A 24673-nucleotide genomic window follows, 5' to 3' on the forward strand; every position below is an offset into this window, starting at 1 on the left:
AAAATTTGCAGTATCCGATATTAAGAAGTACTTTTGTAGGATTATGTGGAACATTGACTTAACATACAGAGAAGAATTTCAATCAACATTTGATCGATTGTACCAAAAAAGGCTTGATTTGCAAAACAGCAGACCACTGCCCAATATTGCTTTGCATAAAATTCGTGAAAGTTTATCGCTCGAATGGACCTACAATTCAAACAGTATTGAAGGAAACACAATGAGTTTGCGCGAAACCCAAATGGTAATACAGGAAGGAATCACTATTAAAGGAAAATCGCTTCGGGAACATTTTGAAACACACAATCACGATAAAGCAATCGATTATTTATATTCAATTGTTGATGATAATTACAAACTTCGAAGCATCGATATTCTTTTCATTCATGGTTTAGTTTTACGTTCTATCGAAGATGATTTTGCAGGTCGCATCCGAAATGGCGGTGTTCGAATTTCGGGAGCTAATTTCATGCCTCCAAACGCTAATAAGGTTTCAGATCTTTTGGATGAATTAATCGATTTTATCAATACAAATCCTTTAGGTTTAAATGATATAGAACTGGCAACAATTTATCATCATAAATTAGTCTGGATACATCCATTTTTTGATGGAAACGGGCGCACCGTTCGTTTAAGCATGAACCTCTTATTAATGCGCTGCGGTTTTCCGCCGGCAATTGTCCTTAAAAACGATAGAAAAAAATATTACGAAGCGCTTAATCAGGCAAACAACGGCAATTATCAAAAGCTAACCCTTTTGATGTGTCAGGCACTAGAACGAACGCTAAATATATATTTAACCGCAATGCCGGGAAGCAGTTATGATTATCAGCCTATCATAAATATTGTAAGCGAACCAGAAGCTGCTTATGGTCAGGAATATGTAAGTTTATTGGCCAGAACAGGAAAAATTGACGCTTATAAAGAAGGCCGAAATTGGTACACAACCAAAGAAGCCATTGAGGAATATATGGCAACAAGAAAAAGAAAACGCTAGTTTCGACTAGCGTTATTTTGTTACAATTTTTAACATAAACTTCTATACTCTAGTACTAAAAGAACAAATCAAAGTGGTAACTTTGCGTTTTGCTCAAATTTATGCTAGATAAAGACAATACTATTGAAGTTCTTGGCGCAAGAGTTCATAATCTAAAAAATATCGATATTTCTATTCCGCGTGAAAAACTGGTTGTTATAACAGGTCTTTCGGGTTCGGGAAAATCATCATTAGCGTTTGATACGATTTATGCTGAAGGTCAGCGTCGTTATGTTGAAACTTTTTCTGCATATGCGAGGCAGTTCCTTGGCGGGTTAGAACGTCCTGATGTGGATAAAATCGACGGACTTTCGCCGGTTATTGCAATTGAACAAAAAACTACCAGTAAAAGTCCGCGTTCAACTGTTGGAACTATTACTGAAATATACGATTTCCTTCGACTTTTATATGCTCGAGGTGCTGACGCTTACAGTTACAACACTGGCGAAAAAATGGTTTCGTATTCTGATGAACAAATTAAAGATTTGATTATTCAGGATTATAATGGCAAACGCATTAATATTCTTGCTCCGGTAATTAAAGCCAGAAAAGGTCATTATGCTGAATTGTTCCAACAAATTACCAAACAAGGATTTTTGAAAGTCCGTGTAAATGGTGAAGTTCAGGATTTAGTGGCAGGAATGAAACTGGATCGTTACAAAACTCACGATATTGAAATTGTAGTCGACAGAATGTTGATTGAAAACACTGAAGACAATCAAAAACGATTGGCAGAAAGTATTAATACAGCTATGCATCATGGCGAAAATGTATTAATGATTTTAGATCAGGATACCAATGAAGTTCGTTATTTCAGCCGAAACTTAATGTGTCCAACAACCGGAATTTCGTATCAAAATCCAGAACCGAATTTATTTTCTTTTAATTCCCCAAAAGGTGCTTGTCCGCATTGTAATGGATTGGGAACGGTTCACGAAATCAATGTAAAAAAGATCATTCCGAATCCGAAATTATCAATTAAAAGCGGTGGATTTGCTCCGCTTGGCGAATATAAATCTTCATGGATTTTTAAACAGTTAGAAACTATTGGAGAAAAATTTGGATTTAAGATTACAGATCCAATTGAGAAAATTCCGGAAGAAGCTATGCAAATGATTTTGTATGGAGGAAAAGACAAGTTTGCCATCAACTCAAAAGATCTTGGCGTTACAAGAGAATACAAAATTGATTTTGAAGGAATTTCAAACTTCATCAAAAATCAATATGACGAAAGTGCAACTACAAGCATAAAACGCTGGGCAAAAGATTTCATGGACGAAATTAACTGTCCGGTTTGCGAAGGATCACGTCTTAAAAAAGAAGCATTGTTTTTTAGAGTTAATGAAAAAAATATCACCGAATTGTGTGATATGGATATTTCAGATTTGACGATTTGGTTTCAGGAATTGAATAGCAATTTAACGGATAAACAGCTTTTAATTGCTTCTGAAGTTGTAAAAGAAATCAAAGATCGTTTGAACTTTTTAATGAATGTTGGTTTAAATTATTTGGCTTTAAGCCGAAGTTCAAAATCACTTTCGGGAGGTGAAGCGCAGCGTATTCGATTAGCAACACAAATTGGTTCACAGCTGGTTGGTGTTTTATATATTTTGGATGAACCGAGTATTGGTTTACATCAAAGAGATAATGAAAAATTGATTAAATCTCTGGAGCAATTACGTGATATTGGAAACTCGGTTATTGTGGTTGAACACGACAAAGACATGATCGAGACTGCAGATTATGTAATTGATATTGGTCCAAAAGCTGGGAAATATGGCGGGGAAATAATCAGCATTGGAACTCCTGCAGAAACTTTAAAATCGAACACCATTACCGCTCAATATTTGAATGGTAAGATGAAATTAGAGATTCCGAAAGAACGAAGAAAAGGAAATGGCAAGTTCTTGAAACTAAGCGGAGCAACTGGAAACAACTTAAAAAATGTTTCGATTGAATTGCCTTTAGGGCAGATGATTTGTGTTACAGGAGTTTCTGGAAGTGGAAAATCGACCTTGATTAACGAAACGCTCTACCCTATCTTGAACGCTTATTATTTTAATGGTGTAAAAAAACCACAGCCTTATAAAAAGATTGAAGGTTTAGAACATATTGATAAAGTAATTGATATTGACCAAAGTCCGATTGGAAGAACGCCGCGTTCAAATCCAGCGACTTATACCGAAGTTTTCACCGAAATTAGAAACTTATTTACCATGACTTCTGAAAGTATGATTCGTGGTTATAAAGCCGGACGTTTCAGCTTTAATGTAAAAGGCGGACGCTGTGAAACCTGCGAAGGTTCTGGTGTAAGAACTATCGAAATGAACTTTTTACCAGACGTTTACGTGGAATGCGAAACATGTCAGGGAAAACGTTTTAACAGAGAAACACTGGAAATTCGATACAAAGGAAAATCAATTTCAGATGTTTTAGATATGACGGTTGATGAAGCGGTTCCGTTTTTTGAAAACATTCCGAAAATCCACAGAAAAGTAAAAACAATTCAAGATGTTGGTTTAGGATATATTACACTTGGTCAGCAAAGTACAACGCTTTCTGGTGGTGAAGCTCAGCGTATCAAACTGGCTGGAGAATTATCTAAAAAAGATACAGGAAATACGTTTTATATTCTAGATGAACCTACAACAGGTTTGCATTTTGAAGATATCCGTGTTTTAATGGATGTAATCAATAAACTGGTTGATAAAGGAAATACGATCCTGGTTATCGAACATAATATGGACGTTATTAAACTTGCGGATTATATTATCGATATTGGTCCTGAAGGCGGAAAAGGCGGCGGACAATTAATCGCTAAAGGTACTCCGGAAGAAGTGGCGAAAAATAAAAAAAGTTATACTGCTAAGTTTTTGAAAAAGGAATTAGAATAAAAATATTGTTATTAATGGAGTGGTTTAAAATCCGTTGTGTAAAATCAATAACGGATTTTAAACCATTATATCGAAATCTCTAACGAATTGAAATCCGTTGTGTCAAAACCTCTAACGGATTGAAATCCGTTTCTACAATATGAACCGTTCCTTCGGAACTCTATTATTGGGGTGTATTTATATTTTCAACAGATTTTAATCCCAAGAAAACAATTTCTATTTCTACATCGTTTTTAATCTATTGATTATTAATCTTCAAGCAAAAGAATCAACAAAGAAATGTTACATTTCAATTAATAAATCTACATTTTTATAACAATTCTTAAAAAAAGCACTAATTTAGTACGCCCTTTTTGTCAACGCTTTTTCATTTTGACAAAAAGACTAAGATATAATCTATGAATCTAAAAGACAAATTCAGTAATGTAGACCAATATTTTTCGCCTAAAATAATTGACGAAGTAAACGATCAATATATTAAAGTAGCAAAAATAAAAGGTCAGGAAGTTCCGTGGCATAATCATGAAAATGAAGACGAATTATTTTATATTATCGATGGTGAACTTTTAATGGAGATTGAAAATGAACCAGCCGTTACAATGAAAAAAGGCGATTTATTTGTTGTAAAAAAAGGTGTAAATCATAGAGTTTCGTCGGTAGAAGAATGTTTGATAATGCTGATAGAATCTAAAACTACAGAACATACCGGAAAAGTAAAAAGCAACATTACCAAATCAATTGAAGAACAAACGTATTAATAAAGAATTCTTCGAATAAACCAATTGTTTAATTGAAACCTAATGCCCTAGCCCTGATGGGAACGGCATCTCCCGATTTAGAAAAACAAAGCTTTTTAGCCGTAGTTTTTGTTTATCGGGAATATAGTGGACAGCAGGAATTAGCTCCTTCCTTCGACTACGCTCAGGATGACAAAATAGAACAGCTTAATAAAATATAAATAATTAAAATACCTAAAATGAGATTAGAAGATTTTGATAATGATGAGGATAAAGTAATCCAGGACAGTTTAAAACAAAAAACCTGGAATGAAATTAGAACAAATGACAGCTGGGCGATTTTTAAAATCATGTCCGAATTTGTAAACGGTTACGAAAGCATGGGGCGTATTGGTCCGTGTGTATCTATTTTTGGTTCGGCGAGAACAAAACCAGATGATAAATATTATTTGCTGGCAGAAAAAATTGCTTTTAAAATTAGTAAAGCCGGTTATGGTGTAATTACGGGAGGAGGCCCGGGAATTATGGAAGCCGGAAATAAAGGTGCGCATTTAGGCGGCGGAACTTCGGTTGGTTTAAATATCGAACTGCCTTTTGAACAGCATTTTAACCCTTATATTGATCACGATAAAAACCTGAATTTCGATTATTTCTTTGTGAGAAAAGTTATGTTCGTTAAATATTCACAAGGTTTTGTGGTTATGCCGGGAGGTTTTGGAACGCTTGACGAAATGTTTGAAGCGATCACTTTAATTCAGACTAAGAAAATTGGAAAATTCCCAATTATTTTGGTTGGAGTTGAATTTTGGTCTGGTTTATTGGATTGGGTAAAAACAGTTTTGGTTGAAAAAATGCAAACTGTAAGTCCAGAAGATTTGAACTTATTCAAAATCGTAGATACTGAAGATGAAGTTGTTGACGTTTTGGATAAATTCTATAAGAAATACGACCTGAGTCCGAACTTCTAAAAATATTTGTAGGGTAAATAAATTTTGTAAGATTAAGTATTCTTAAAAAAATCTGCACTTATTTTACCTATAAGGTTAAATTTACACCTATAACGATATAAAAATTGAAAGCTGTTTTTTTAAACAGCTTTTTTTATGCTATTTTTACATAAAGCCATGAATAATTTATGCACGAAATTTTAGGTATATTTATAATTTTTACGCCAATTCTTGAAATCAACATATAAAATTGTAATTCTCTTTTTTGTTTTATTTAGTTCGATAAAACAGTATGCACAACATCAGTCTAAGATGGAAGTGGCGGTTAATCTTGAACTAAAAACGCTGAATGTAAAACAGGATATTACGTATTTTAATACTTCAAACGACACACTGGTTTCGATTGTTTTGAATGATTGGAATAATGCATTTGCGGATAAAAACACACCTTTGGCAAGACGTTTTTCTGATGAGTTTTATCGCGGTTTTCATTTAGCAAAAGCCATTGAAAGAGGAAATACAACAATTTTAAATCTTACTGATTCTGGCTTTACGGCGCTTGAATGGGAAAGAACGGATAAAAACCCAGATTTTATTGTGGTTAAGCTAAACCAAAAATTATTTCCGGGAGAACAAATTACTTTGCACATCAATTATATTTCGAAAATTCCGAGTGATAAATTCACGCATTATGGGTTTAATCAGAACGGAATGAATTTAAAAAACTGGTTTTTAAATCCGGCACGTTTTGAAAATCATCGTTTTATAAGATACAATAACTTTAATCTTGACGATATTGCAAATGCGGTTGTCGATTATGAAGTTGAAATAAAAATCCCGAATGATTATTCGATTACAACTGATTTAAATTCGGTTTCAAAAGACGTTTCAAATTCAGCTTATACTAATTATTCTTTTTCAGGAAAAAACAGATCAGACTTTAATTTATTTATCGAAAGACAAAATAATTTTAAAAGTTATGACAATGGAACAATCGAAGTTCTTTCGGATTTAAAAAACAAAAAAATCAGCGAAGTTCAAAAAGCCATTATAATTGACCGCGTTGCTGCTTTTGCGAATGAATTTTTAGGTAAATATCCGCATGAAAAAATCACTGTTTCACAGGCAGATTATGAGAGAAATCCTTTTTATGGATTGAATCAGCTGCCTTCGTTTCTTAGTCCGTTTTCGGATGAGTTTATGTTTGAAGTAACTTTTTTCAAAACTTATCTGAACAATTATCTAAAAAACTCGCTTCGTCTTGATCCTAGAAAAGACAATTGGGTTTATGACGGAATACAGATTTATGCCATGATGAAGTATATGGAAGAAAATCATCTGGATGAAAAAATGTTGGGAAAACTTTCGAAAATGAAACTTTTTAAAAGTTACAACATTACCAATCTGACTTTTAATGAGCAATACAGTTATTATTATATGCTGATGGCTCGTAAAAACCTGGATCAGCCGCTTGGAGATCCGAAGAATACGCTGATAAAATTTAACGAACAAATTGCGAGTAAATACCGCGCAGGTTTGAGTTTGAGTTATCTGGATGATTATTTGAATCATAATATTGTTCCCGAAAGTATTCAGGAGTTTTATAATTTGAATAAAACGCAACAAACGAATCGTTATGATTTTGAAAAAATCCTGACCGATAAAAGTCCAAAAAATATCGACTGGTTTTTTAAAACTATAATCGATTCAAGAGAAATTATTGATTATAAGTTTACGCATGTTTCCAAAACAGCAGACAGTATACAATTTTCGATAAAAAACAAAACCAATATTTATGCACCAATTCCGGTTTATGGTTTAAAGAAAAATGAAGTTGTTTTTAAGGAATGGATTGAACCTAAAAAAGCAGATTCTATTTATCAATTTGACCGAAAAAATGCAGATAAATTAGTTATAAATTACGACAACGAGGTTCCTGAATTCAACCAGAGAAACAACTGGAAATCTTTAAAAAGTCTGGTTATTACCAATCGCCCTATAAAATTTAATTTTGCTAAAGATCTCGAAGATCCTTATTACAATCAGATCTTATATATCCCCACATTGACGTATAATTATTATGACGGATTAACACCGGGAATTCGTTTTCATAATAAAACGATATTAGATAAACCCTTTACTTTTGACATTAATCCGGCCTATTCCATAAAAGCGGGAACAATTTCTGGTTCGTCTGCTTTTTCTTTGAATCAGTTTTATCGAAACAATACTCTATATAATGTACGATATTCTATAAGTCAAAACTATTTTCATTATGCGCCAGATGCTACTTATCTTCGATTAAATCCTATGGTGCAGCTGCGTATTCGTGAAGAGAATTTTAGGGATAATAGAAAACAGCTTATTTTGTTTCGTCAGGTAATTGTAAACAGAGAAGCAAGTGCATTTATTACAGACAATTCTAAACCTAATTATTCAGTTTTTGACGCCCGTTATGTAAACACAAAAACAGAACTGGTTAATCATTTTAATTTTATGACTGATGTTCAGTTTGGCGGAGGCTTTGGAAAAGTTTCGGGAGAAGCTGAATACAGAAGATTATTTGAAAATAATCGCAAACTAAACTTAAGATTGTTTGCCGGAAGTTTCTTGTACAATAAAACTAATTCTGATTATTTTAGTTTTGGTTTAGATAAGCCTACAGATTATTTATTTGATTATAATATTTTGGGAAGATCCGAAACCAGTGGGATTTTCAGTCAGCAATATGTAATTGCTGAAGGCGGATTTAAATCAAAAATAGATCCTTCATTTGGTAATCAATGGATGACTACTTTAAACGCCAGTTATGCTTTATGGGACTGGGTTGAAGTTTATGGTGATGTTGGACTTTTGAAGAATAAACATCAAGATGCCTTTTTTGCCTATGATAGCGGAGTGCGGTTAAACCTTGTTCCAGACTACTTTGAACTTTATTTTCCGGTCTACTCGAATAACGGGTGGGAAATTTCTCAAAAGAATTACAACGAAAAAATCAGATTTGTTATCACTTTGGCACCAAAAGCATTAGTCACTCTTTTTACCCGAAAATGGTTTTAATTAAATAAATTTTAATCAAAAACATAAATTATTATCACAAAAAAGACAAAAACCATAAAAATAACACAATTAAAGTACGTAGTTTTCTGTTTTTAAATACAAATAATTAAATTATATTTATTTTAAAGAATTATGATTATTGATTGTTTTTAAGTAATTTCGCAGTCATAACATGACCCACAAGATTATGATAACAGAAAAAAGCAATACAACTTTAACTTTTGAAGATTTCAAAACAGAGGTATTGAACGACTACAGAATTGCAGTAACTAGCCGTGAATGTAGTCTTTTAGGTCGTAAAGAAGTATTGACAGGAAAAGCCAAATTTGGAATATTTGGTGACGGAAAAGAAGTACCACAGCTTGCAATGGCAAAAGCCTTTAAAAATGGGGATTTCCGCTCTGGTTATTATCGCGATCAGACTTTTATGATGGCGATTGGCGAATTAACTTCTAAACAGTTTTTCGCAGGTTTATACGGTCATACTGATTTAGCTCATGATCCAATGTCTGCCGGAAGGCAAATGGGCGGACACTTTGTAACGCACAGTTTAAACGAAGACGGATCGTGGAAAGACTTAACAAAACAAAAAAATTCAAGCTCAGATATATCGCCTACAGCAGGGCAAATGCCAAGATTATTGGGATTAGCTCAGGCTTCTAAAATTTACAGAAACGTTAATGGAATCACCATTAAAGATAAATTTTCTGTTGATGGAAATGAAGTTGCCTGGGGAACAATAGGAAACGCAAGTACGTCTGAAGGTTTATTTTTTGAAACTATAAATGCTGCCGGAGTTTTACAAGTTCCGATGGTAATGAGTGTTTGGGATGATGAATACGGAATTTCGGTTCACGCCAAACATCAAACTACAAAAGAAAACATTTCTGAAATCCTTAAAGGATATCAAAGAGATGAAGATTCTAAAGGTTATGAAATTTTTAGAGTAAAAGGATGGGATTATGCAGAGTTAGTTTCGACTTACGAAAGAGCAGGCGCAATTGCGCGTGAAGAACATATTCCGGTTTTAATTCACGTAAACGAATTAACACAGCCGCAAGGTCACTCTACTTCTGGTTCTCACGAACGTTATAAAAATGCAGAAAGATTAGCTTGGGAAAGAGATTTCGATTGTATTCGTCAGATGCGTTTATGGATGATCGCTATTAATATTGCATCTCCGGAAGAATTAGCAGAACTTGATTTTCAATTGAAAAAAGAAGTTCTTGAAGCTAAAAAAGATGCATGGAATGATTTCATCAATCCGATAATTGAAGACCAAAAAAATCTTTTGGATTTATTGGAGCAAATTGCAGAAGCAAGCATCAATCATAAAGACAGAATTAGAAAATATATTTCAGAATTAAGTGCGATAAAAGCGCCTTTAAAGAAAGAAATTCTGGTTTACGCAAGAAAAATTCTTCGTTTTATAGAAGTTCCAAACAGCAAGGTTCTTTTATCAAACTGGATCACGAATTTTATTGGAGAGACTCAGGGAAAATTCAGCAGTAACCTGCATTCAGAATCTGCACAAAATGTATTTTCTGTAGAAAAAGTACTTCCAGAATATGCCGAAAATGCAAAACCGGATTTAGACGGAAGAATGATTCTTCGTGATAATTTCGACGCTTTGTTTAGCAAATATCCTGAAACATTGATTTTTGGGGAAGATGTTGGAAACATTGGCGACGTAAATCAAGGTCTTGAAGGCATGCAGGAAAAATACGGCGAACTTCGTGTTGCCGATGTCGGGATTCGTGAAGCGACTATTATTGGTCAGGGAATTGGTATGGCATTGAGAGGTTTACGCCCTATTGCTGAAATTCAATATCTTGATTATTTATTGTATGCGATTCAAATCATGAGTGATGATTTAGCTACTTTACAATACAGAACGGTTGGAAAACAAAAAGCACCATTAATTATCAGAACTCGCGGACACCGTTTAGAAGGTATCTGGCATTCTGGTTCTCCAATGGGAATGATTATAAACGCCATTCGCGGAATCCATGTTTTGGTTCCGAGAGATATGACACAAGCTGCAGGATTTTATAATACTCTTTTAGAGTGCGACGAACCTGCATTAGTTATTGAATGTTTGAACGGTTACCGTTTAAAAGAAAAAACACCTTTGAATTTTGGTGAATTCAAAACGCCAATTGGTGTTGTTGAAACATTAAAAGAAGGTGCTGATATTACTTTAGTTTCTTACGGATCGACTTTAAGATTGGTTCAACAAGCCGCTGAGGAATTATTAGTTTTAGGAATTGACTGTGAAATTATTGATATTCAGTCTTTACTTCCTTTTGATATTAATAAGGATATTGTGAAAAGTGTCGCTAAAACAAATCGTCTTTTAGTAATTGACGAAGATGTTCCAGGCGGAGCTTCGGCTTACATTTTACAGCAGATTCTGGAAGAGCAAGATGCTTATAAATATCTTGACAGTAAACCGCAAACACTTGCTGCAAAAGCGCACAGACCGGCTTACGGAACTGACGGCGATTATTTCTCTAAACCTTCTGCTGAAGATATTTTCGAGAAAATTTACAGCATGATGAATGAAGTTAATCCTTCTAAATTTCCTAGTTTATACTAAAAATTTAGATGTTTTTAGATAATAAAAAAAGCTCCAATATTTTGGAGCTTTTTTTATTATTATACACAAAGTAAAGTCATTGCGAGGAACGAAGCAATCTCACTATTATAATCACGCATAGACTTTAGCACGTGAGATTGCTTCGTTCCTCGCAATGACATAAAATCCGTATTAATCCGCGCTTTCGCGAAAGCGAATCCGTAAAATCCGTGTTTCAATAGAATTGTTTAAATATCTTTCAGCATCGCTCTGGCTCTTTCCAAATCCTCCGCCGTATCAATCCCAATTCCAACATGCGTGGTTTCGACCATTTTTATGCGTTTTCCGAACTCTAAATATCTTAACTGCTCCAATTTCTCAGAAGCTTCTAAAGATTTCATAGGAAGACTGTAAAAATCTAATAAAGCCTGTTTTCTAAAAGCATAAATTCCGATGTGTTGAAAATAACGAACTCCAGCATCTTTTTCCCTAGGATAAGGAATTACCGATCTTGAAAAATACAAGGCAAACTGCGACTGATCAACAACCACTTTTACATTATTCGGGTTATTGATTTCGTCTTCATTTGTGATTTCACGCATTAACGAAGCTAAATCAATCTTTTTATCTTCATCATTTTTAAAAACAGATAAAACCTGCTCTAAAGGCCCGGCTTCAGTAAAAGGTTCATCACCTTGTACATTTACCACAATATCAACATCAAGATTGGCAACGGCTTCAGCAATTCGGTCACTTCCAGATTCGTGTTCTTTAATGCTCATAATTGCTTTTCCACCGTTAGAAACAATTTCGTCAAAAATCAAATCAGAATCGGTTACAACAAAAACATCGTCGAATAAGTTTGTTGAAACTGCAGCTTCGTATGTTCTTAAAATTACTGTTTTACCTCCCAAATCCTGCATTAGTTTTGCAGGAAAACGTGTTGATGCGTATCGCGCCGGAATTACCGCTATTATTTTCATTTTTTATGTCATTGCGAGGAACGAAGCAATCTCGCTCCCATAGTTAATTTATATTTTTTATCCTTTGTGAATCTCTGTGTAAATCTCTGTGCAATTTTGTGTAATAACTTTCACAAAGATTCGCAAAGGTTTCGCAGAGATTCACAAAGTTTTTTACATTATTTTTACCGAAGTCATACTCAACGAACCAGCCAGCAATTTATCATTAAACAAGTTCAACTCTTCTGACTTTTCTTTTAAACCTAAAGTATACAATAAAGGCAAATAATGATCCGGAGTTGGAATTGCAATTTGAACCGCTTTACTCATTTTTTCGTACTCGATTAAAGGCAGGAAATTTCCATCCAATAAATAATTATTTACGGTTTCTCTGGCTTCAATTGCCCAATCGTAACCGTAATTATCTTTATCAAAATTTCTGAAATCAACTAAACGAAGATTGTGCACAATATTTCCGCTCCCAATAATCAAAACACCTTTATCACGTAACGATTGTAATTTCTGCGCCAGCTCAAAATGATATTGCCCAGATTTTGTATAATCAATACTTAACTGAATTACGGGAACATCTGCATTAGGATATAAATGTTTAATAACACTCCACGCACCGTGATCTAAACCCCAATGTTCGTCTAAATCTACCTGAACAGGATTTAATATTTTTTGAGTTTCTAATGCCAGTTCAGGACTTCCTTTTGCGGGATACTGCACATCAAAAAGTGCCTGCGGAAAACCTCCAAAATCGTGAATGGTTCTTGGCATTTCCATCGAAGTTACTTTTGTGCCTTTTGTAAACCAATGCGCCGAAATACATAAAATAGCATTGGGCTGCGGTAATGTTTTAGCCAGATTTCGAAAACCAGCCACAAACTGATTTTCTTCAATAGCATTCATTGGGCTGCCGTGTCCTAAAAACAAAACCGGCATTTTATCTGTATTCGAAAACGTAGACGAAATCGAATGTAAGTCGTTTAGTGTTGTCATTGTAAATGTATCTCTGTGAAGTTTTTTCTGCCACGAATTACACTAATTTACACTAATTTGTTAGTACCTAAAAAAAATAATTCGTGTTAATTCGTGAAATTCGTGGCAAACTTTTATTCTTCAAAACTCTCGTCTTTAAATCCTATCAAATATAATTTATTTTTGGCACGTGTCATTGCTGTGTAAAGCCATCTTATATAATCATGATCGATTCCGTTTGGCAAATACGGCTGTTCTACAAAAACCGTATTCCACTGCCCTCCCTGCGATTTATGACACGTTATGGCGTAGGAGAATTTCACCTGTAAACCATTAAAATATTCATTTTCTTTTACCTTTTGAAACTTCTTATATTTTGTCGACTCATCTTCATAATCCTTCATTACCTCTTCATACAAACGATTTGATTCTTCATAGGTTAACGATGGAGATTCACTCTTTATAGTATCTAAAATCAAAACGGTTTCAAAAGGTTTTTGATCCGGATAATCGACCATTCTTATTTTTACCCTTGCAAAAGTAAAACCGTACAACTCTTTGATTCCGAACATTTCCAAAACCTCAATAATATCACCATTGGCAATAAATCCTGCTTCATCGGTTTCTTTCAGCCAGAAATAATTATTCTTTACCACCATTAAAAAATCGCCTACAGAAAGTTCGCTTTCTTTAAACAAAATTCGGGTTCTAATTTGTTCGTTGTATTGATTTGCCCTTTTATTAGAACGGACAATAAACGCCGTATCTTCAATACTATAATTGCTGTAAGCTGTATTTATAGCATCCTGAATATCATATCCATCGGTTAAACGAACAATATCTTTAAACTTTTTTACATTGAATTTAAACTCCGTAATAAAGCTCTCTTTCAATAATTCGCGTAATTCGGTTGCATTGAATAAAATCCCTGAACTTTCTTCCTGACGCATTACTTCATCCAATTCGATATGTTCGATTTCTTTGTCGTAATGAACGCCCAAAGTATGTATATCTAAAGCTGGGCTAATATCTAAATTTACCGGAGGAAGCTGCGCTGTATCTCCTAAAAGGATCATTTTGCAATTGGTTCCCGAATACACATAATTAATCAAATCATCGAGAAGCGAACCGCTGTCTAAAGTACTGTCTGAAATCATCGAAGCCTCGTCGACTATAAAAATCGTGTTTTTATGTTTGTTAACTTGTCTGGTAAAAGCCACTCCTCCACCCGATGATTTTTTAGGGAAATAGATCTTCTTATGAATCGTAAAAGCGGATGTATTGGAATAATTTGCAATTACTTTTGCCGCACGACCTGTTGGTGCAAGCAGGACAAACTTTTTATTAATATCACCAAGATTATTTACGATTGTTGAAATCACCGTTGTTTTTCCGGTTCCGGCATATCCTTTTAATACAAAAATGGTGTTGTTTGCTGGTTCGGTCAAAAAAATGGCGATTTTTTGAAAAAAAATATCCTGTTTATAAGTAGGTGCAAAAGGAAATCTTTTTTGCAAAACGCCGTAAAACGATGCTGAATTCATAAGGTAAATTTGAAACACAAAGTTCGTTCTTTTTAATGGCAATAACAATTGCAAAAATCAATTACAATTTCAATGACAATTGCAGTTGTCAAATTCAATATCAAAATTAAAAAACAAAATATAAAGCTTAAATTTAGCTATATAGCTGATAATAAACGTAATGATAATACTTCGCTAACTTTATTGTAACATTAATTTTTGAAATTGCATTTAATTTCTGCAATTGTCATTGAAATTGAAATTGACATTGTTATTTTTTTTATTTGTAAGTTTGTGGTCACCTTAAATTCTTTATTGAAACAAAACAGGTAACGAATTGTAAATCAATTATGTCAATACACAATACTAATATTACATCAAAAAATTACAAAAAACTTTCGATTCAGGTTTCACTGAACGGATTCTCTTTTTGTTGTTTTGATACCTTAAATAATACGATTACTGCTTTTAATGAAGTTCAGTTTGATGCCGCTCTAAAACAAAATAAAATTGAAGATTTATATGCTTCTGCTTTTAAAAATTATTCTGAGTTAAAAGAAACTTATGACGACATTTTAGTCATTCACAATAACAATCTTTCGACTTTTGTGCCAACGCCATTGTTTGATGAAGATTATTTAGGAAGTTACCTGCAGTATACCACAAAAGTGTTTGAGACCGATTTTTTTACTTTTGATCAAATCTCAAATTACGATATGCATTCGGTTTACATTCCGTATATCAATATCAATAATTTTTTAATTGATACCGTTGGTTCTTTCGATTACAAACACGTAAATAGTATTTTGGTCGAGAAAATTTTAGAAGCTTCAAAAAACAACGACGAGAAAAAAATGGTCGTTAATTTTAATCCGGAGCATTTTGAAATTATCGTAGTACAAAATCAAAAGTTATTGTTATTCAACTCTTTTGAATATCAAACTCCTGAAGATTTTATTTATTACATTCTTTTTACTGCCGAACAGTTAAATTTAAATCCAGAGATTTTTCAATTGGAATTGCTTGGAACAATACACCAAAACGATCCGTTTTACGACATTGCTTACAAATACATTCGTAATATTTCTTTTCTTGACGTTAGCACTTTAAAAGAAAAGAACAACTACACAACAGCTCAGAATCAAAAACATTATATCTTATTTCAATCATGAGAATCATTTCAGGAAAATACAAAGGGCGTAGGATCTTCCCACCAAAAAACCTTCCTGTAAGACCTACGACTGATATGAGTAAAGAAGCATTGTTTAATGTTTTGAATAATCATTTTAGTTTTGACGGCTTAAAGGTTTTAGATTTATTTTCGGGAACCGGGAATATCAGTTATGAATTCGCTTCACGCGGAAGCGCACCAATTACCTCAATCGACGGTGATTTTGGATGCGTGAAATTTATCAAACAAGTTTCATCAGAATACGATTTTGATATAGCAGCCACTAAAAGTGACGTCTATAAGTTTCTGGAAAACTGCAAAACTTCATACGATATTATTTTTGCCGATCCGCCTTACGGATTAGACCAGGCAGCGTTTGAAAAAATTGTGCTTACTGTTTTTGAAAAAGAATTACTTTCAGAAGATGGAATGATGATTATCGAACATTCGAAATATACTAAAATGGATCATTTAAGTAATTTTTCATTTCAAAAAAGTTATGGCGGTTCGTTTTTTAGTTTCTTCGAATTGAATTCTACAGATGATGACGAAGAACTTCCGGGAGAATCTCCATTAAAAATTGTTGAAGAAGACGAAGGATAATCTATATCAATTTTCAAATTTTTAAAATCCCAAATTCCAAACTTCAATTGGAATTTGGGATTTTAAATTTTGGAATTTTTCATTTTATCTAATTCTGTTTTCGTTTTCATTCACATTCTTTTCCTTAAATTCGGTTTCTTTTACTTTACCAAAAGAATATTTAACCGAGATTGAAATTTCATGAGCATCAATTACATATCTTGCTTTTGAACTGGTATCATTAATGGTAAATTCTTCTGTTTCAATTACATTTTTAAATACATTATTGCAGCTCAAAGTACAGTTCCATTTTTTTAGGAATGTTTTTGAAAGTGCCATATCCACAACAAATCTGGGGTTTCTTTCAAAAACACCTTTCTTCTGTTCGGTTAATCCCCAAAAACTTAAAACGAAAGTATATTCTTTTGGGAGCTTAAATTCGTTGTTGGAATAATAATATAAATACGGTTTTGAGTCTAAAAATTCAGCCGAAGGATCTTCTATTTTTTCGAGAATAAAAACCAGCGAATTGGTAGTGGTCCAAAATTTATAGGCAAAAGGCAGTTCAAAATCAAGACTTAAACCCGCTTCTTTATCAAAATTTATATCTTTAAAAGTCATTATACTTTGGTTTTTATCATAGAGAAAACTATTGTAAACCGGATTTTTATTTTGCCAATAACTCACTTTAACCGATTTATCATTGTATTGAAAAGTCGACGAAATTTCATTATTAAATGTTGGTCCCAAATTGATATTACTCGCATATATAAAATACGGATTTATATAAGTCGCAATATTACTTAACGACGAATAATTGGGACGTGAGATACTTTTGGCATAATTCAAACCAATATTTTTTGTGCTGTCTATTGCCATGGAAAACTGCACTTTAGGGAAAAGGTCCGTGTAATTTTTATCGATCAAAGGCGAAGTATCTGTTTTATATTTTCCGCTTACATTTGTATTTTCAACTCTAAGTCCGGCAGAAAAACTGATCTTTTTAATTTTTCCCGAAAGCTGTGTATAAGCTGCTGAATTTGCTTCTTTAAAATCATAATCTAAAGCTGTATTTTCATTTTCTTCGAAATCAAAAATATCGGTATTTGATTTGGATTTTGCCACAGAATAAAGTCCGCCGTATTCCAGGTTCATTTCATTTTTAAACTTTTTCTCCAAATCAATTCTTCCCGAATAAACATCAACATTAAACTTTTGGTTTCGGTTTTGAGACAAAGCAAATTCAGTATCGTTATAATTATTTTCGACCATCGTTACTAAATTCTGTTGGAAATTCGAATATTGAAAACCCGCAAAAAGCTGTGTATTAATTGCTTTTATCTTTTTTGAATAATTCAGAAATGAGTTTACAAAATTCTTTTTACTCGAATTATCGCTCCAGGTTAAAACGTTGTTTTCAACGTTTTGATTTTTATTATACGTAAATGTATTTATGGGAAAAGTGTCTGTACGAAGTCTGGAACTAACATTAAACGAAAAATAATCATCATCATTTATTTTATAAAACAAGCCGCCGCCAAAAACATATTGTTTTCGTTTTGTGGTTGCCGAAACATCATATTTTGAAGCAATATCAGCATTTTGAATTTGATAATCAATACTATGACTTTCCCACGGATTGAGTCGGTTGTAATTGAAATTCGCTTTCCATTCGAATTTGTTTTTCTTGAAACTCGTATTCAATCCCAGATAATTATTATAGTTTTTCTTGAAGGAAGCCACTTCAGAAATCTCAGTTCTAAAACTATCTTTTTTACTGAATTTTCGAGTAATTAAAATTACCGAACGACCTTCGGCTTCATATTTTGCAGATGGATTCTGAATGATTTCGATTGTTTTAATATCGGCGGGAGCCAAAGCATTTAAATCGTTTATTCCAACTTTTTGATTGTCGATATAAATAAGCGGATTTCCTTTGCCTACAACGGTAATATTTTCTTTATCTGAACTTACCAGAACAGTTGGCAGTTTTGCCAATAAATCGACTGTATTTGGAATTGAATTATAAACAGAATTAGCGACATCAACTTTTATATTTCCGTTTGTATTAGTAAACGTTTTTTTGTTTTGATTGATGATAACTTCATTTAATTGTTCATTTGAAATCGAATCTTTTGGCGTTTCATTTTGAGCCTTTGCGGCAAATGAAAGACAAAAAAGTAAAAGCACAAGAAGAAGTTTTAAGGGCAGATAAATGTTCATTTTTAAAAGTTTTTTGATTTTGTGATGATGCAAAAATGCTTCTAAAAAAGGGCTGCGTAGGTTAATTGAAGGTTAATGCGGAGTTAACGTCATTTTTGTTCCATAAAAGCATTATTTTTGGGTGGAGATAATGGGCCGCGGATTTTACGGATTAAACGGGTTTACACAGATTATATTTAAACTGAATCTTAAAAAATAAACCAGCGAAAACCCGTTTAATCCGTGTCATCCGCGAGCCAATAATTTCCCGCAGATTCTACAGATTATGCAGATAAATTAATCCGCTAAATCATTTAAATCTGCGAGAAAAACAAAATAAAATCTGTGCAAACCAGCTTAATCCGTGTCATCCGCGGGCAAAAAAACAAAATGAAACAAAGAATCAATTTATTAATAGCATTTTCGGTTGTGGCACTGATCGTTTTATCGACTGTGCAATGCTATTTGGTAAAAACCACTTACGATTATAAAGTGGCGCAGTTTCACACGCAGATTAAAAATGAAATTGCTCAGATTTCTAATAATTACAGCGATATTGATTCGGTTTTAGTTTCCAGAAAAGAAGCACTTTATACCCATTTATCCGAGAAATACATTCAGGGAAAAAATTCTAAAACTGATATTAAAAAAAGGATTTTAGAAAATGAATATCGAAGTGCATTAACGGCAGAAATTCAGCGAAAATTCGAAAGAGATTTACCTAATTTTAAAATTGATTTTGCGATTGTTCTCAACAAATTTATTTTGTACAAAAACACCAAAAAAGCCGACACAATTTTTTCTGAAAAACCTTTTATTCGAAATAAACTATACGGAAATCTGGCTTCGCTAAATCATGCTTTTTTAGTCCGGAATTATGTTGGAACTACTAACGGAACTTTTGAAAATCAGGAATATCAATTATTGACAGAAGATTCGATGTACGTTTCGGTTATCGATTGGGAAATGATTATTTTAAGGCGAATGGCTTTTATATTGGTTTTGTCTTTATTCTCGATTCTTACGCTTATCACCCTTTTTGTAATTGCACTTAAAGCTTTAATAAAGCAGAAAAAAGTAAGCGATGTAAAAACCGATTTTATCAATAATATTACGCACGAACTTAAAACGCCTTTGGCAACTTTAGGCATCTCGACCAAAATTCTGGAGCAGAAAAACATTCGTGAAAACGATGAAAATTTCAATGCAATTGTCAATACAATTTCACGCCAAAACAATCGTCTTCAAAGTTTGATTGATCAGGTTATGGCAAATTCATTGGCAGAAAATGAAATTGAACTGCAAAAGGAGAAAATCGAAACCGAAGATTTCCTGCAGACGATTGTAAATGATTTTAAAATCACGTATCCTAAAATTGAAATAAATACTGATTTTCAGACTCAAAAAACGAATTTGGTTCTGGATAAATTTCATCTGACAACGGCTCTTTTAAATGTTTTGGAAAATGCTGTAAAATACGGTTCAAACACGATTATTGTAAAGACTAAACAAGCTGAAAATCAATTTTCGATTAGTATTGAAGATAACGGAATTGGAATTGCAAAAAACAAACAATCGCTGCTTTTTGAGAAATTTTATCGTGTTGAACAAGGAAATCTTCACAACACAAAAGGTTTAGGTTTAGGATTGTATTATGTTGCCCAAATCGTAAAAGCGCATCAGGGTTCTGTTAACGTGATTAGTGATTTAGGAAAAGGAACTCAGTTTACTATTTTATTAAAAGTTTAATTACCATATTTTGAAAAAATTACTTTTAGCTGAAGACGATCACGATTTTGCAGCAATTTTAAAACAATATTTAGAATTTCATCAATTTGAAGTAATCTGGGCAGAAAATGGCGAAATAGCTTTAGATTATTTTAAAAACGAGACTTTTGATATTTGTGTTTTTGATGTAATGATGCCCAAATTAGACGGATTTTCACTGGCTGAAAAAATAATTACAATCAATCCTGAAACTCCCTTTATATTTTTAACGGCAAGAAAGTTAAAAGAAGACAAAATCATTGGATTAAAACTAGGTGCAGACGATTATATCGTGAAACCTTTTGAAGTCGATGAACTGGTGCTGCGTTTGCAAAATATATTGAAGAGAATCGAGCAAAAGAGAAGTCTGGACGGAAACAATACCATTGAAATTGGTTCGTATATTTTTGACAACGAACGTTTAACGCTCAATAATAAAAATCACGTGCAGCAGCTCACAGAGAAAGAAGCGGCTCTTATTGAGTATTTATATCTAAACCATAATCAGTTATTAAAGAGAGATGAAATTTTAATGTCTGTCTGGAAAAAAGACGATTATTTTTCAGGCCGAAGCATGGATGTTTTTATCAGCAGACTTAGAAAATATTTTAATTCAGATCCAAAAATTAGTATTGAAAGTGTTCGAAATATTGGTTTGGAATTTAAAATCAAAAAGTAATCCTGCAAATCATATAAGTTTCTTAAACAATTGTATAACAACAATTAATAGTTATGATTATACATTTGTTAGGAACTTAAAATCTAAAACCATGAACCTAAAAAGATTTTTCGGAGGGTTATTGACAATCCTCGGAATTGTAGGACTTATTTATACTGCTGTTATTTTTGCCGGCACATCTGGCGAAACCAGAGATGTTAAATCATTAATTATTTACGGTATTTTAGGAATCGTTTTCTTTACGTCCGGAATCAGTCTGGTTCGTACAACTAAAGACGAATCATAATTTTTTAAATACATAGAAACATAGTTTAATTAAAACTAAAAAACCTATGTTTCTATGTGTTTAAAGGGAATTTATTTGACTAAAACAGCTGCAATTTTTTCGTAAAGAGGTGTTTTTACGCCGTATTTTTTTCCTTCGTTTACCACATATTGTGTAAGCGATAGGGCTTCGGTATTTTTTCCAGCCAGTAAATCCCTGTGCATAGACGAAGTCGCTTCTTTTGGTGATTTTTCTAATTTTTGAATGGTCTGTGCTACAATATCATGTGGTAATTTCAATCCTTTTGCCTGCGCCACATCTTCAATTTCATGAAGCAGTTCGATATAGGTTACTTTCGATTCTGAATTGCTTAAAATTTCACCAATATTCTGATTCAAATAAGATGTCGCCGAAGCTAAAGCAGATATAAAAATGAATTTTTCCCAAACGGTTTCGTCAATATTCTCAACTAAATAACCTTCTATTTTTGCTTTTTGCAGAATATGAAGCAATTCTTCTAACTTTGAAAATGGAGTTGTTTTCGAGCCAAAAAACAACTTTTCATAAAATCCGATCCTACGAATGGTTCCAGGTGAAAAAATCATCGAAACTATGTAAACGCAGCCTTGAAGAACTTCATTATCTGGCACTATTTTTTTAATTCTTTCCTGCGCATCAACGCCATTGTATAAAGGAAGAATTATGGTTTCTTTTTTAATGCAGTTTTTCAAAGACGTTAAACTCTCTTCAATATCATACGTTTTGGTTGCACATATTAAATAATCCAACACACCAATTTCTGCCGGATTATTCGAAACTAAATTTGGACGAACAATTATTTCAGAATCATCAGTCACAATCTTTAATCCATTTTCGGCAATGGCTTTTTGAGTTTCGCCGCGTGCGATAAAAATGATTTCAACATCATCAGATTTTTGATAAGCTTTCGCCAAAAGTCCGCCGAAATAACCTCCAACGCCTCCAAGTCCTAAAATTCCAATTCTTTTCATAAAATTTCAATTTAATGCCACAAATTAATGCCACAAAGGCGCTAAGTCACAAAGTTATTTTAAGCCAAAAAGAAAAACAAAAACTTAGTGTCTTTGTGTCTTAGTGGCTAAATAATTATTCCTCCAAAACAGGATTCAAATCCAGTTCAGTAAAATCGTGTTCTGTTTTCGAAATTATGATCGTTGCGACAGTATTTCCAATCAAGTTTGTAATCGCTCTCGCTTCGCTCATAAATTTATCAACTCCTAATAAAAAAGCCAAACCTTCAACCGGAATTTTATGCAGCGCTGTTAAAGTCGACGCTAAAACAATAAATCCGCTTCCGGTTACGCCCGCTGCACCTTTTGAAGTAATCATCAAAATACCAATAACGGTAAGGATTTCGAAGAAACTCAAATGTACATCATACAACTGCGCCAAAAATATTACCGACATCGACAAGTAAATCGAAGTTCCGTCGAGATTAAAGGAATATCCTGTTGGAATCACCAATCCCACAACCGATTTACTGCAGCCCATTCTTTCGAGTTTGACCATAATACTTGGCAAAGCAGCTTCTGAAGACGAAGTTCCTAAAACCAGTAAAAGTTCTTCTTTAATGTATTTTAAAATTGAAAGTATGCTTATTTTATAATAGCGCAGAATAGTTCCTAAAATTAGGAAAACAAACAACGCCATGGTGAGATAAACGCAAAGCATTAATTTTCCCAGCGGAATTAAAGTTGCTAATCCGAATTTACCAATTGTATAGGCCATTCCGCCAAAAGCACCAATTGGGGCGAGGTACATTACATATTTTAAGCCAAGGAAAACGACTTTTGAAATTCGTTCTAAAACCAAAATAGTCTGTTCTCTTTTTTTATAAAAATTCAATGCGATTCCACACACAATTGCTGCGAGTAAAACCTGCAGTGTAAAATTGGAAAAGAAAAACTGAAGCCATGAAAAATCTTTTGCGCTTGAGTTTGTATACTGGCTTGCATCGCCAAGAGTCAATCCCGATTTATCAATTTTTCCGGGCTGAAACAAATAAGCAACTGCAACACCTATTGCTAATGCAACGGTTGAAACTACTTCAAAATAGGCTAAAGCTTTAACTCCAATTCTACCGACTTTTTTTAGGTTTCCCATTCCGGAAATTCCTAAAACAATCGTCAAAAAGATAATTGGCCCAATAAATAGTTTGATAATATCGACAAACTTCTCGCCTACAATTTTCATTTTCACACCATTATCCGGTGAAAAATGCCCGAGTAAAACGCCGGCAATAATGGCTATTAAAACCCAAAATGTAAGGTTGGTAATTACAGCTCGAAAAATACTTTTGTTAGCTTTTGAAGCAGGATTTGGAGTGGTTATATTCATGAAGATAGATTAGAGTCTTTCACAAATATATAAAAAAAGCAGACCTATAAGCCGGATTCTGTCCCTGATAAATCAAGGCCTTATCATTTATCTAGATTCCGCATTACTGCGGAACTCAAGCTACCTACCCTTCAACAACGGACGAGAAGCCCTTAAATGCTGATATACTTGGTATTTCACCGCATAGAGTTTACCTGGTTTCACTACAGCATTACCTGTACATACTTTCTGCTGCACTTGTCCTAATCCCGATCGAAACCGGAACCGACGGGCGTTACCCGCTATGCTTCTCTGTGGTGTCCGGACTTTCCTCCCTCCCTAATTGGAACGGCGATAAGGCGGTCTGCGCTGCAAAAGTAACACTTTATAGACTAAGAATAATAAATTTAAATTTCTGATTTTCGCTGTGTTTTCGTAACATTTTAATTTTAAAATAGTTATCTTTAAAATTCCGTAATTTTTAAATTCAGTTTATCATGAAAAGAATGTATCATTACGCAACTGTTTCAAAGGCTTTAGATCAATTGAATGAGAAAGGATTTACTTGTGATTTTAATCGAAATGCAGACGCGATTAAAAAGAATCCTGAGAAATTTGAAATTGTTCATGTGTATCGATACGAAGGGGAATCTGACCCCGGCGATGAGGCAGTTGTATACGGAATTAAGTCCGTTAACGGTAAAAAGGGCGTTTATGTAGCAGGTTTTTCCGCCGATTCAGATCAGGAAACTGCCAAATTTTTATTTGATTTAAGTATTAGGGGAAGGTAATTATGATTACATCCAGTTTTGTCATTTCGACGAAGATTGAAGATCAACTGCTCAAAATTTCTAGTGCGATTTACTTCGTCTATTCGCTATCGCTCGGGTCTCTTTTCGTCGAAATGACATAAAATGTGGAAATTTTTACA

Annotated in this window: 19 protein-coding genes and 1 other RNA gene; 13 read left to right on the plus strand and 7 right to left on the minus strand. The window is 33.5% G+C overall.

Annotated features, from left to right (window positions below; all coding sequences use genetic code 11):
• Positions 1 to 43: 43 nt before the first annotated feature.
• The 7 genes from BUE10_RS20700 to BUE10_RS20725 all read left to right on the plus strand — a co-directional run bounded on the left by BUE10_RS20700 (position 44) and on the right by BUE10_RS20725 (position 11273).
• Positions 44 to 997, plus strand: coding sequence for a Fic family protein (locus BUE10_RS20700; RefSeq protein ID WP_073488588.1), 954 nt, complete (start codon positions 44 to 46; stop codon positions 995 to 997).
• Between the two features lie 101 nt (positions 998 to 1098).
• On the plus strand, positions 1099 to 3930 hold the full coding sequence (uvrA, locus tag BUE10_RS20705; RefSeq protein WP_073488590.1) for an excinuclease ABC subunit UvrA: 2832 nt from the start codon (positions 1099 to 1101) through the stop codon (positions 3928 to 3930).
• A 398-nt stretch (positions 3931 to 4328) separates the two neighbouring features.
• Positions 4329 to 4688: a cupin domain-containing protein gene (locus BUE10_RS20710; RefSeq protein ID WP_073488592.1), complete on the plus strand. Its 360-nt coding sequence runs from the start codon at positions 4329 to 4331 to the stop codon at positions 4686 to 4688.
• A gap of 32 nt (positions 4689 to 4720) precedes the next feature.
• Positions 4721 to 4888 (plus strand): hypothetical protein, encoded by a 168-nt coding sequence (locus tag BUE10_RS24065; protein WP_159439076.1) that lies wholly within the window; start codon positions 4721 to 4723, stop codon positions 4886 to 4888.
• A gap of 18 nt (positions 4889 to 4906) precedes the next feature.
• The gene (locus tag BUE10_RS20715) at positions 4907 to 5635 is read left to right on the plus strand and encodes an LOG family protein (RefSeq protein ID WP_053470674.1); all 729 of its coding nucleotides are present in this window, start codon (positions 4907 to 4909) and stop codon (positions 5633 to 5635) included.
• 291 nt (positions 5636 to 5926) lie between these two features.
• Positions 5927 to 8674 carry a gluzincin family metallopeptidase gene (locus BUE10_RS20720; RefSeq protein WP_073488594.1) on the plus strand — a complete coding sequence of 916 codons (2748 nt, stop codon included), beginning with the start codon at positions 5927 to 5929 and terminating at the stop codon, positions 8672 to 8674.
• Positions 8675 to 8861: 187 nt separating this feature from the next.
• Positions 8862 to 11273, plus strand: a complete 2412-nt coding sequence (locus tag BUE10_RS20725; protein ID WP_073488596.1) for an alpha-ketoacid dehydrogenase subunit alpha/beta — start codon at positions 8862 to 8864, stop codon at positions 11271 to 11273.
• A gap of 227 nt (positions 11274 to 11500) precedes the next feature.
• Here the strand turns inward: BUE10_RS20725 and kdsB are convergent, their stop codons facing one another.
• The 3 genes from kdsB to BUE10_RS20740 form a co-directional block, all read right to left on the minus strand.
• Positions 11501 to 12235, minus strand: coding sequence for a 3-deoxy-manno-octulosonate cytidylyltransferase (kdsB, locus tag BUE10_RS20730; protein ID WP_073488598.1), 735 nt, complete (start codon positions 12233 to 12235; stop codon positions 11501 to 11503).
• A 153-nt stretch (positions 12236 to 12388) separates the two neighbouring features.
• Positions 12389 to 13219 carry a 4,5-DOPA-extradiol-dioxygenase gene (gene ygiD, locus BUE10_RS20735; protein WP_073488599.1) on the minus strand — a complete coding sequence of 277 codons (831 nt, stop codon included), beginning with the start codon at positions 13217 to 13219 and terminating at the stop codon, positions 12389 to 12391.
• A 113-nt stretch (positions 13220 to 13332) separates the two neighbouring features.
• Positions 13333 to 14742: an ATP-dependent DNA helicase gene (locus BUE10_RS20740; RefSeq protein ID WP_073488601.1), complete on the minus strand. Its 1410-nt coding sequence runs from the start codon at positions 14740 to 14742 to the stop codon at positions 13333 to 13335.
• A gap of 329 nt (positions 14743 to 15071) precedes the next feature.
• Here BUE10_RS20740 and BUE10_RS20745 point away from each other — a divergent pair, with 329 nt between their 5' ends.
• On the plus strand, positions 15072 to 15893 hold the full coding sequence (locus tag BUE10_RS20745) for a DUF3822 family protein (protein WP_073488603.1): 822 nt from the start codon (positions 15072 to 15074) through the stop codon (positions 15891 to 15893).
• Positions 15890 to 16495: an RsmD family RNA methyltransferase gene (locus BUE10_RS20750; protein WP_053470668.1), complete on the plus strand. Its 606-nt coding sequence runs from the start codon at positions 15890 to 15892 to the stop codon at positions 16493 to 16495. The genes BUE10_RS20745 and BUE10_RS20750 overlap by 4 nt, the downstream gene beginning before the upstream one ends.
• 84 nt (positions 16496 to 16579) lie before the next feature.
• On the opposite strand, the gene BUE10_RS20755 is transcribed toward BUE10_RS20750, so the two are convergent.
• Positions 16580 to 18664: an outer membrane beta-barrel family protein gene (locus tag BUE10_RS20755; protein WP_234984781.1), complete on the minus strand. Its 2085-nt coding sequence runs from the start codon at positions 18662 to 18664 to the stop codon at positions 16580 to 16582.
• A 402-nt stretch (positions 18665 to 19066) separates the two neighbouring features.
• On the opposite strand from BUE10_RS20755, the gene BUE10_RS20760 reads away from it, so the two are divergent.
• From BUE10_RS20760 to BUE10_RS20770, 3 genes are all read left to right on the plus strand, one after another.
• On the plus strand, positions 19067 to 20425 hold the full coding sequence (locus BUE10_RS20760) for a sensor histidine kinase (protein ID WP_073488667.1): 1359 nt from the start codon (positions 19067 to 19069) through the stop codon (positions 20423 to 20425).
• Between the two features lie 10 nt (positions 20426 to 20435).
• Positions 20436 to 21122, plus strand: coding sequence for a response regulator transcription factor (locus BUE10_RS20765; RefSeq protein WP_073488607.1), 687 nt, complete (start codon positions 20436 to 20438; stop codon positions 21120 to 21122).
• 91 nt (positions 21123 to 21213) lie between these two features.
• Positions 21214 to 21408: a hypothetical protein gene (locus BUE10_RS20770; protein WP_073488669.1), complete on the plus strand. Its 195-nt coding sequence runs from the start codon at positions 21214 to 21216 to the stop codon at positions 21406 to 21408.
• 71 nt (positions 21409 to 21479) lie between these two features.
• Here the strand turns inward: BUE10_RS20770 and BUE10_RS20775 are convergent, their stop codons facing one another.
• The 3 genes from BUE10_RS20775 to rnpB all read right to left on the minus strand — a co-directional run bounded on the left by BUE10_RS20775 (position 21480) and on the right by rnpB (position 24113).
• On the minus strand, positions 21480 to 22397 hold the full coding sequence (locus tag BUE10_RS20775) for a ketopantoate reductase family protein (protein WP_073488609.1): 918 nt from the start codon (positions 22395 to 22397) through the stop codon (positions 21480 to 21482).
• A 115-nt stretch (positions 22398 to 22512) separates the two neighbouring features.
• Positions 22513 to 23763, minus strand: coding sequence for a cation:dicarboxylate symporter family transporter (locus BUE10_RS20780; RefSeq protein ID WP_073488611.1), 1251 nt, complete (start codon positions 23761 to 23763; stop codon positions 22513 to 22515).
• Between the two features lie 31 nt (positions 23764 to 23794).
• An RNA gene (gene rnpB, locus BUE10_RS20785) (RNase P RNA component class A) lies at positions 23795 to 24113 on the minus strand.
• A 126-nt stretch (positions 24114 to 24239) separates the two neighbouring features.
• Here rnpB and BUE10_RS20790 point away from each other — a divergent pair.
• Complete coding sequence (locus BUE10_RS20790) at positions 24240 to 24533, plus strand: SH3 domain-containing protein (protein WP_053470661.1); 294 nt, start codon at positions 24240 to 24242, stop codon at positions 24531 to 24533.
• Positions 24534 to 24673 lie beyond the last annotated feature (140 nt).

Origin of the sequence: Flavobacterium sp. CF108 (genome assembly GCF_900129795.1) — a bacterium.
Classification (GTDB): Bacteria; Bacteroidota; Bacteroidia; order Flavobacteriales; family Flavobacteriaceae; genus Flavobacterium.

Excerpts from the sequence above, each read along its gene's own strand:
- BUE10_RS20700 (WP_073488588.1), top strand. The coding sequence starts at position 44 with ATGTGGAACATTGACTTAACATACAGAGAAGAATTTCAATCAACATTT.
- uvrA (WP_073488590.1), top strand. The coding sequence starts at position 1,099 with ATGCTAGATAAAGACAATACTATTGAAGTTCTTGGCGCAAGAGTTCAT.
- BUE10_RS20710 (WP_073488592.1), top strand. The coding sequence starts at position 4,329 with ATGAATCTAAAAGACAAATTCAGTAATGTAGACCAATATTTTTCGCCT.
- BUE10_RS20715 (WP_053470674.1), top strand. The coding sequence starts at position 4,907 with ATGAGATTAGAAGATTTTGATAATGATGAGGATAAAGTAATCCAGGAC.
- BUE10_RS20720 (WP_073488594.1), top strand. The coding sequence starts at position 5,927 with ATGGAAGTGGCGGTTAATCTTGAACTAAAAACGCTGAATGTAAAACAG.
- BUE10_RS20725 (WP_073488596.1), top strand. The coding sequence starts at position 8,862 with ATGATAACAGAAAAAAGCAATACAACTTTAACTTTTGAAGATTTCAAA.
- kdsB (WP_073488598.1), bottom strand. The coding sequence starts at position 12,235 with ATGAAAATAATAGCGGTAATTCCGGCGCGATACGCATCAACACGTTTT.
- ygiD (WP_073488599.1), bottom strand. The coding sequence starts at position 13,219 with ATGACAACACTAAACGACTTACATTCGATTTCGTCTACGTTTTCGAAT.
- BUE10_RS20740 (WP_073488601.1), bottom strand. The coding sequence starts at position 14,742 with ATGAATTCAGCATCGTTTTACGGCGTTTTGCAAAAAAGATTTCCTTTT.
- BUE10_RS20745 (WP_073488603.1), top strand. The coding sequence starts at position 15,072 with ATGTCAATACACAATACTAATATTACATCAAAAAATTACAAAAAACTT.
- BUE10_RS20750 (WP_053470668.1), top strand. The coding sequence starts at position 15,890 with ATGAGAATCATTTCAGGAAAATACAAAGGGCGTAGGATCTTCCCACCA.
- BUE10_RS20760 (WP_073488667.1), top strand. The coding sequence starts at position 19,067 with ATGAAACAAAGAATCAATTTATTAATAGCATTTTCGGTTGTGGCACTG.
- BUE10_RS20770 (WP_073488669.1), top strand. The coding sequence starts at position 21,214 with ATGAACCTAAAAAGATTTTTCGGAGGGTTATTGACAATCCTCGGAATT.
- BUE10_RS20775 (WP_073488609.1), bottom strand. The coding sequence starts at position 22,397 with ATGAAAAGAATTGGAATTTTAGGACTTGGAGGCGTTGGAGGTTATTTC.
- BUE10_RS20780 (WP_073488611.1), bottom strand. The coding sequence starts at position 23,763 with ATGAATATAACCACTCCAAATCCTGCTTCAAAAGCTAACAAAAGTATT.
- BUE10_RS20790 (WP_053470661.1), top strand. The coding sequence starts at position 24,240 with ATGAAAAGAATGTATCATTACGCAACTGTTTCAAAGGCTTTAGATCAA.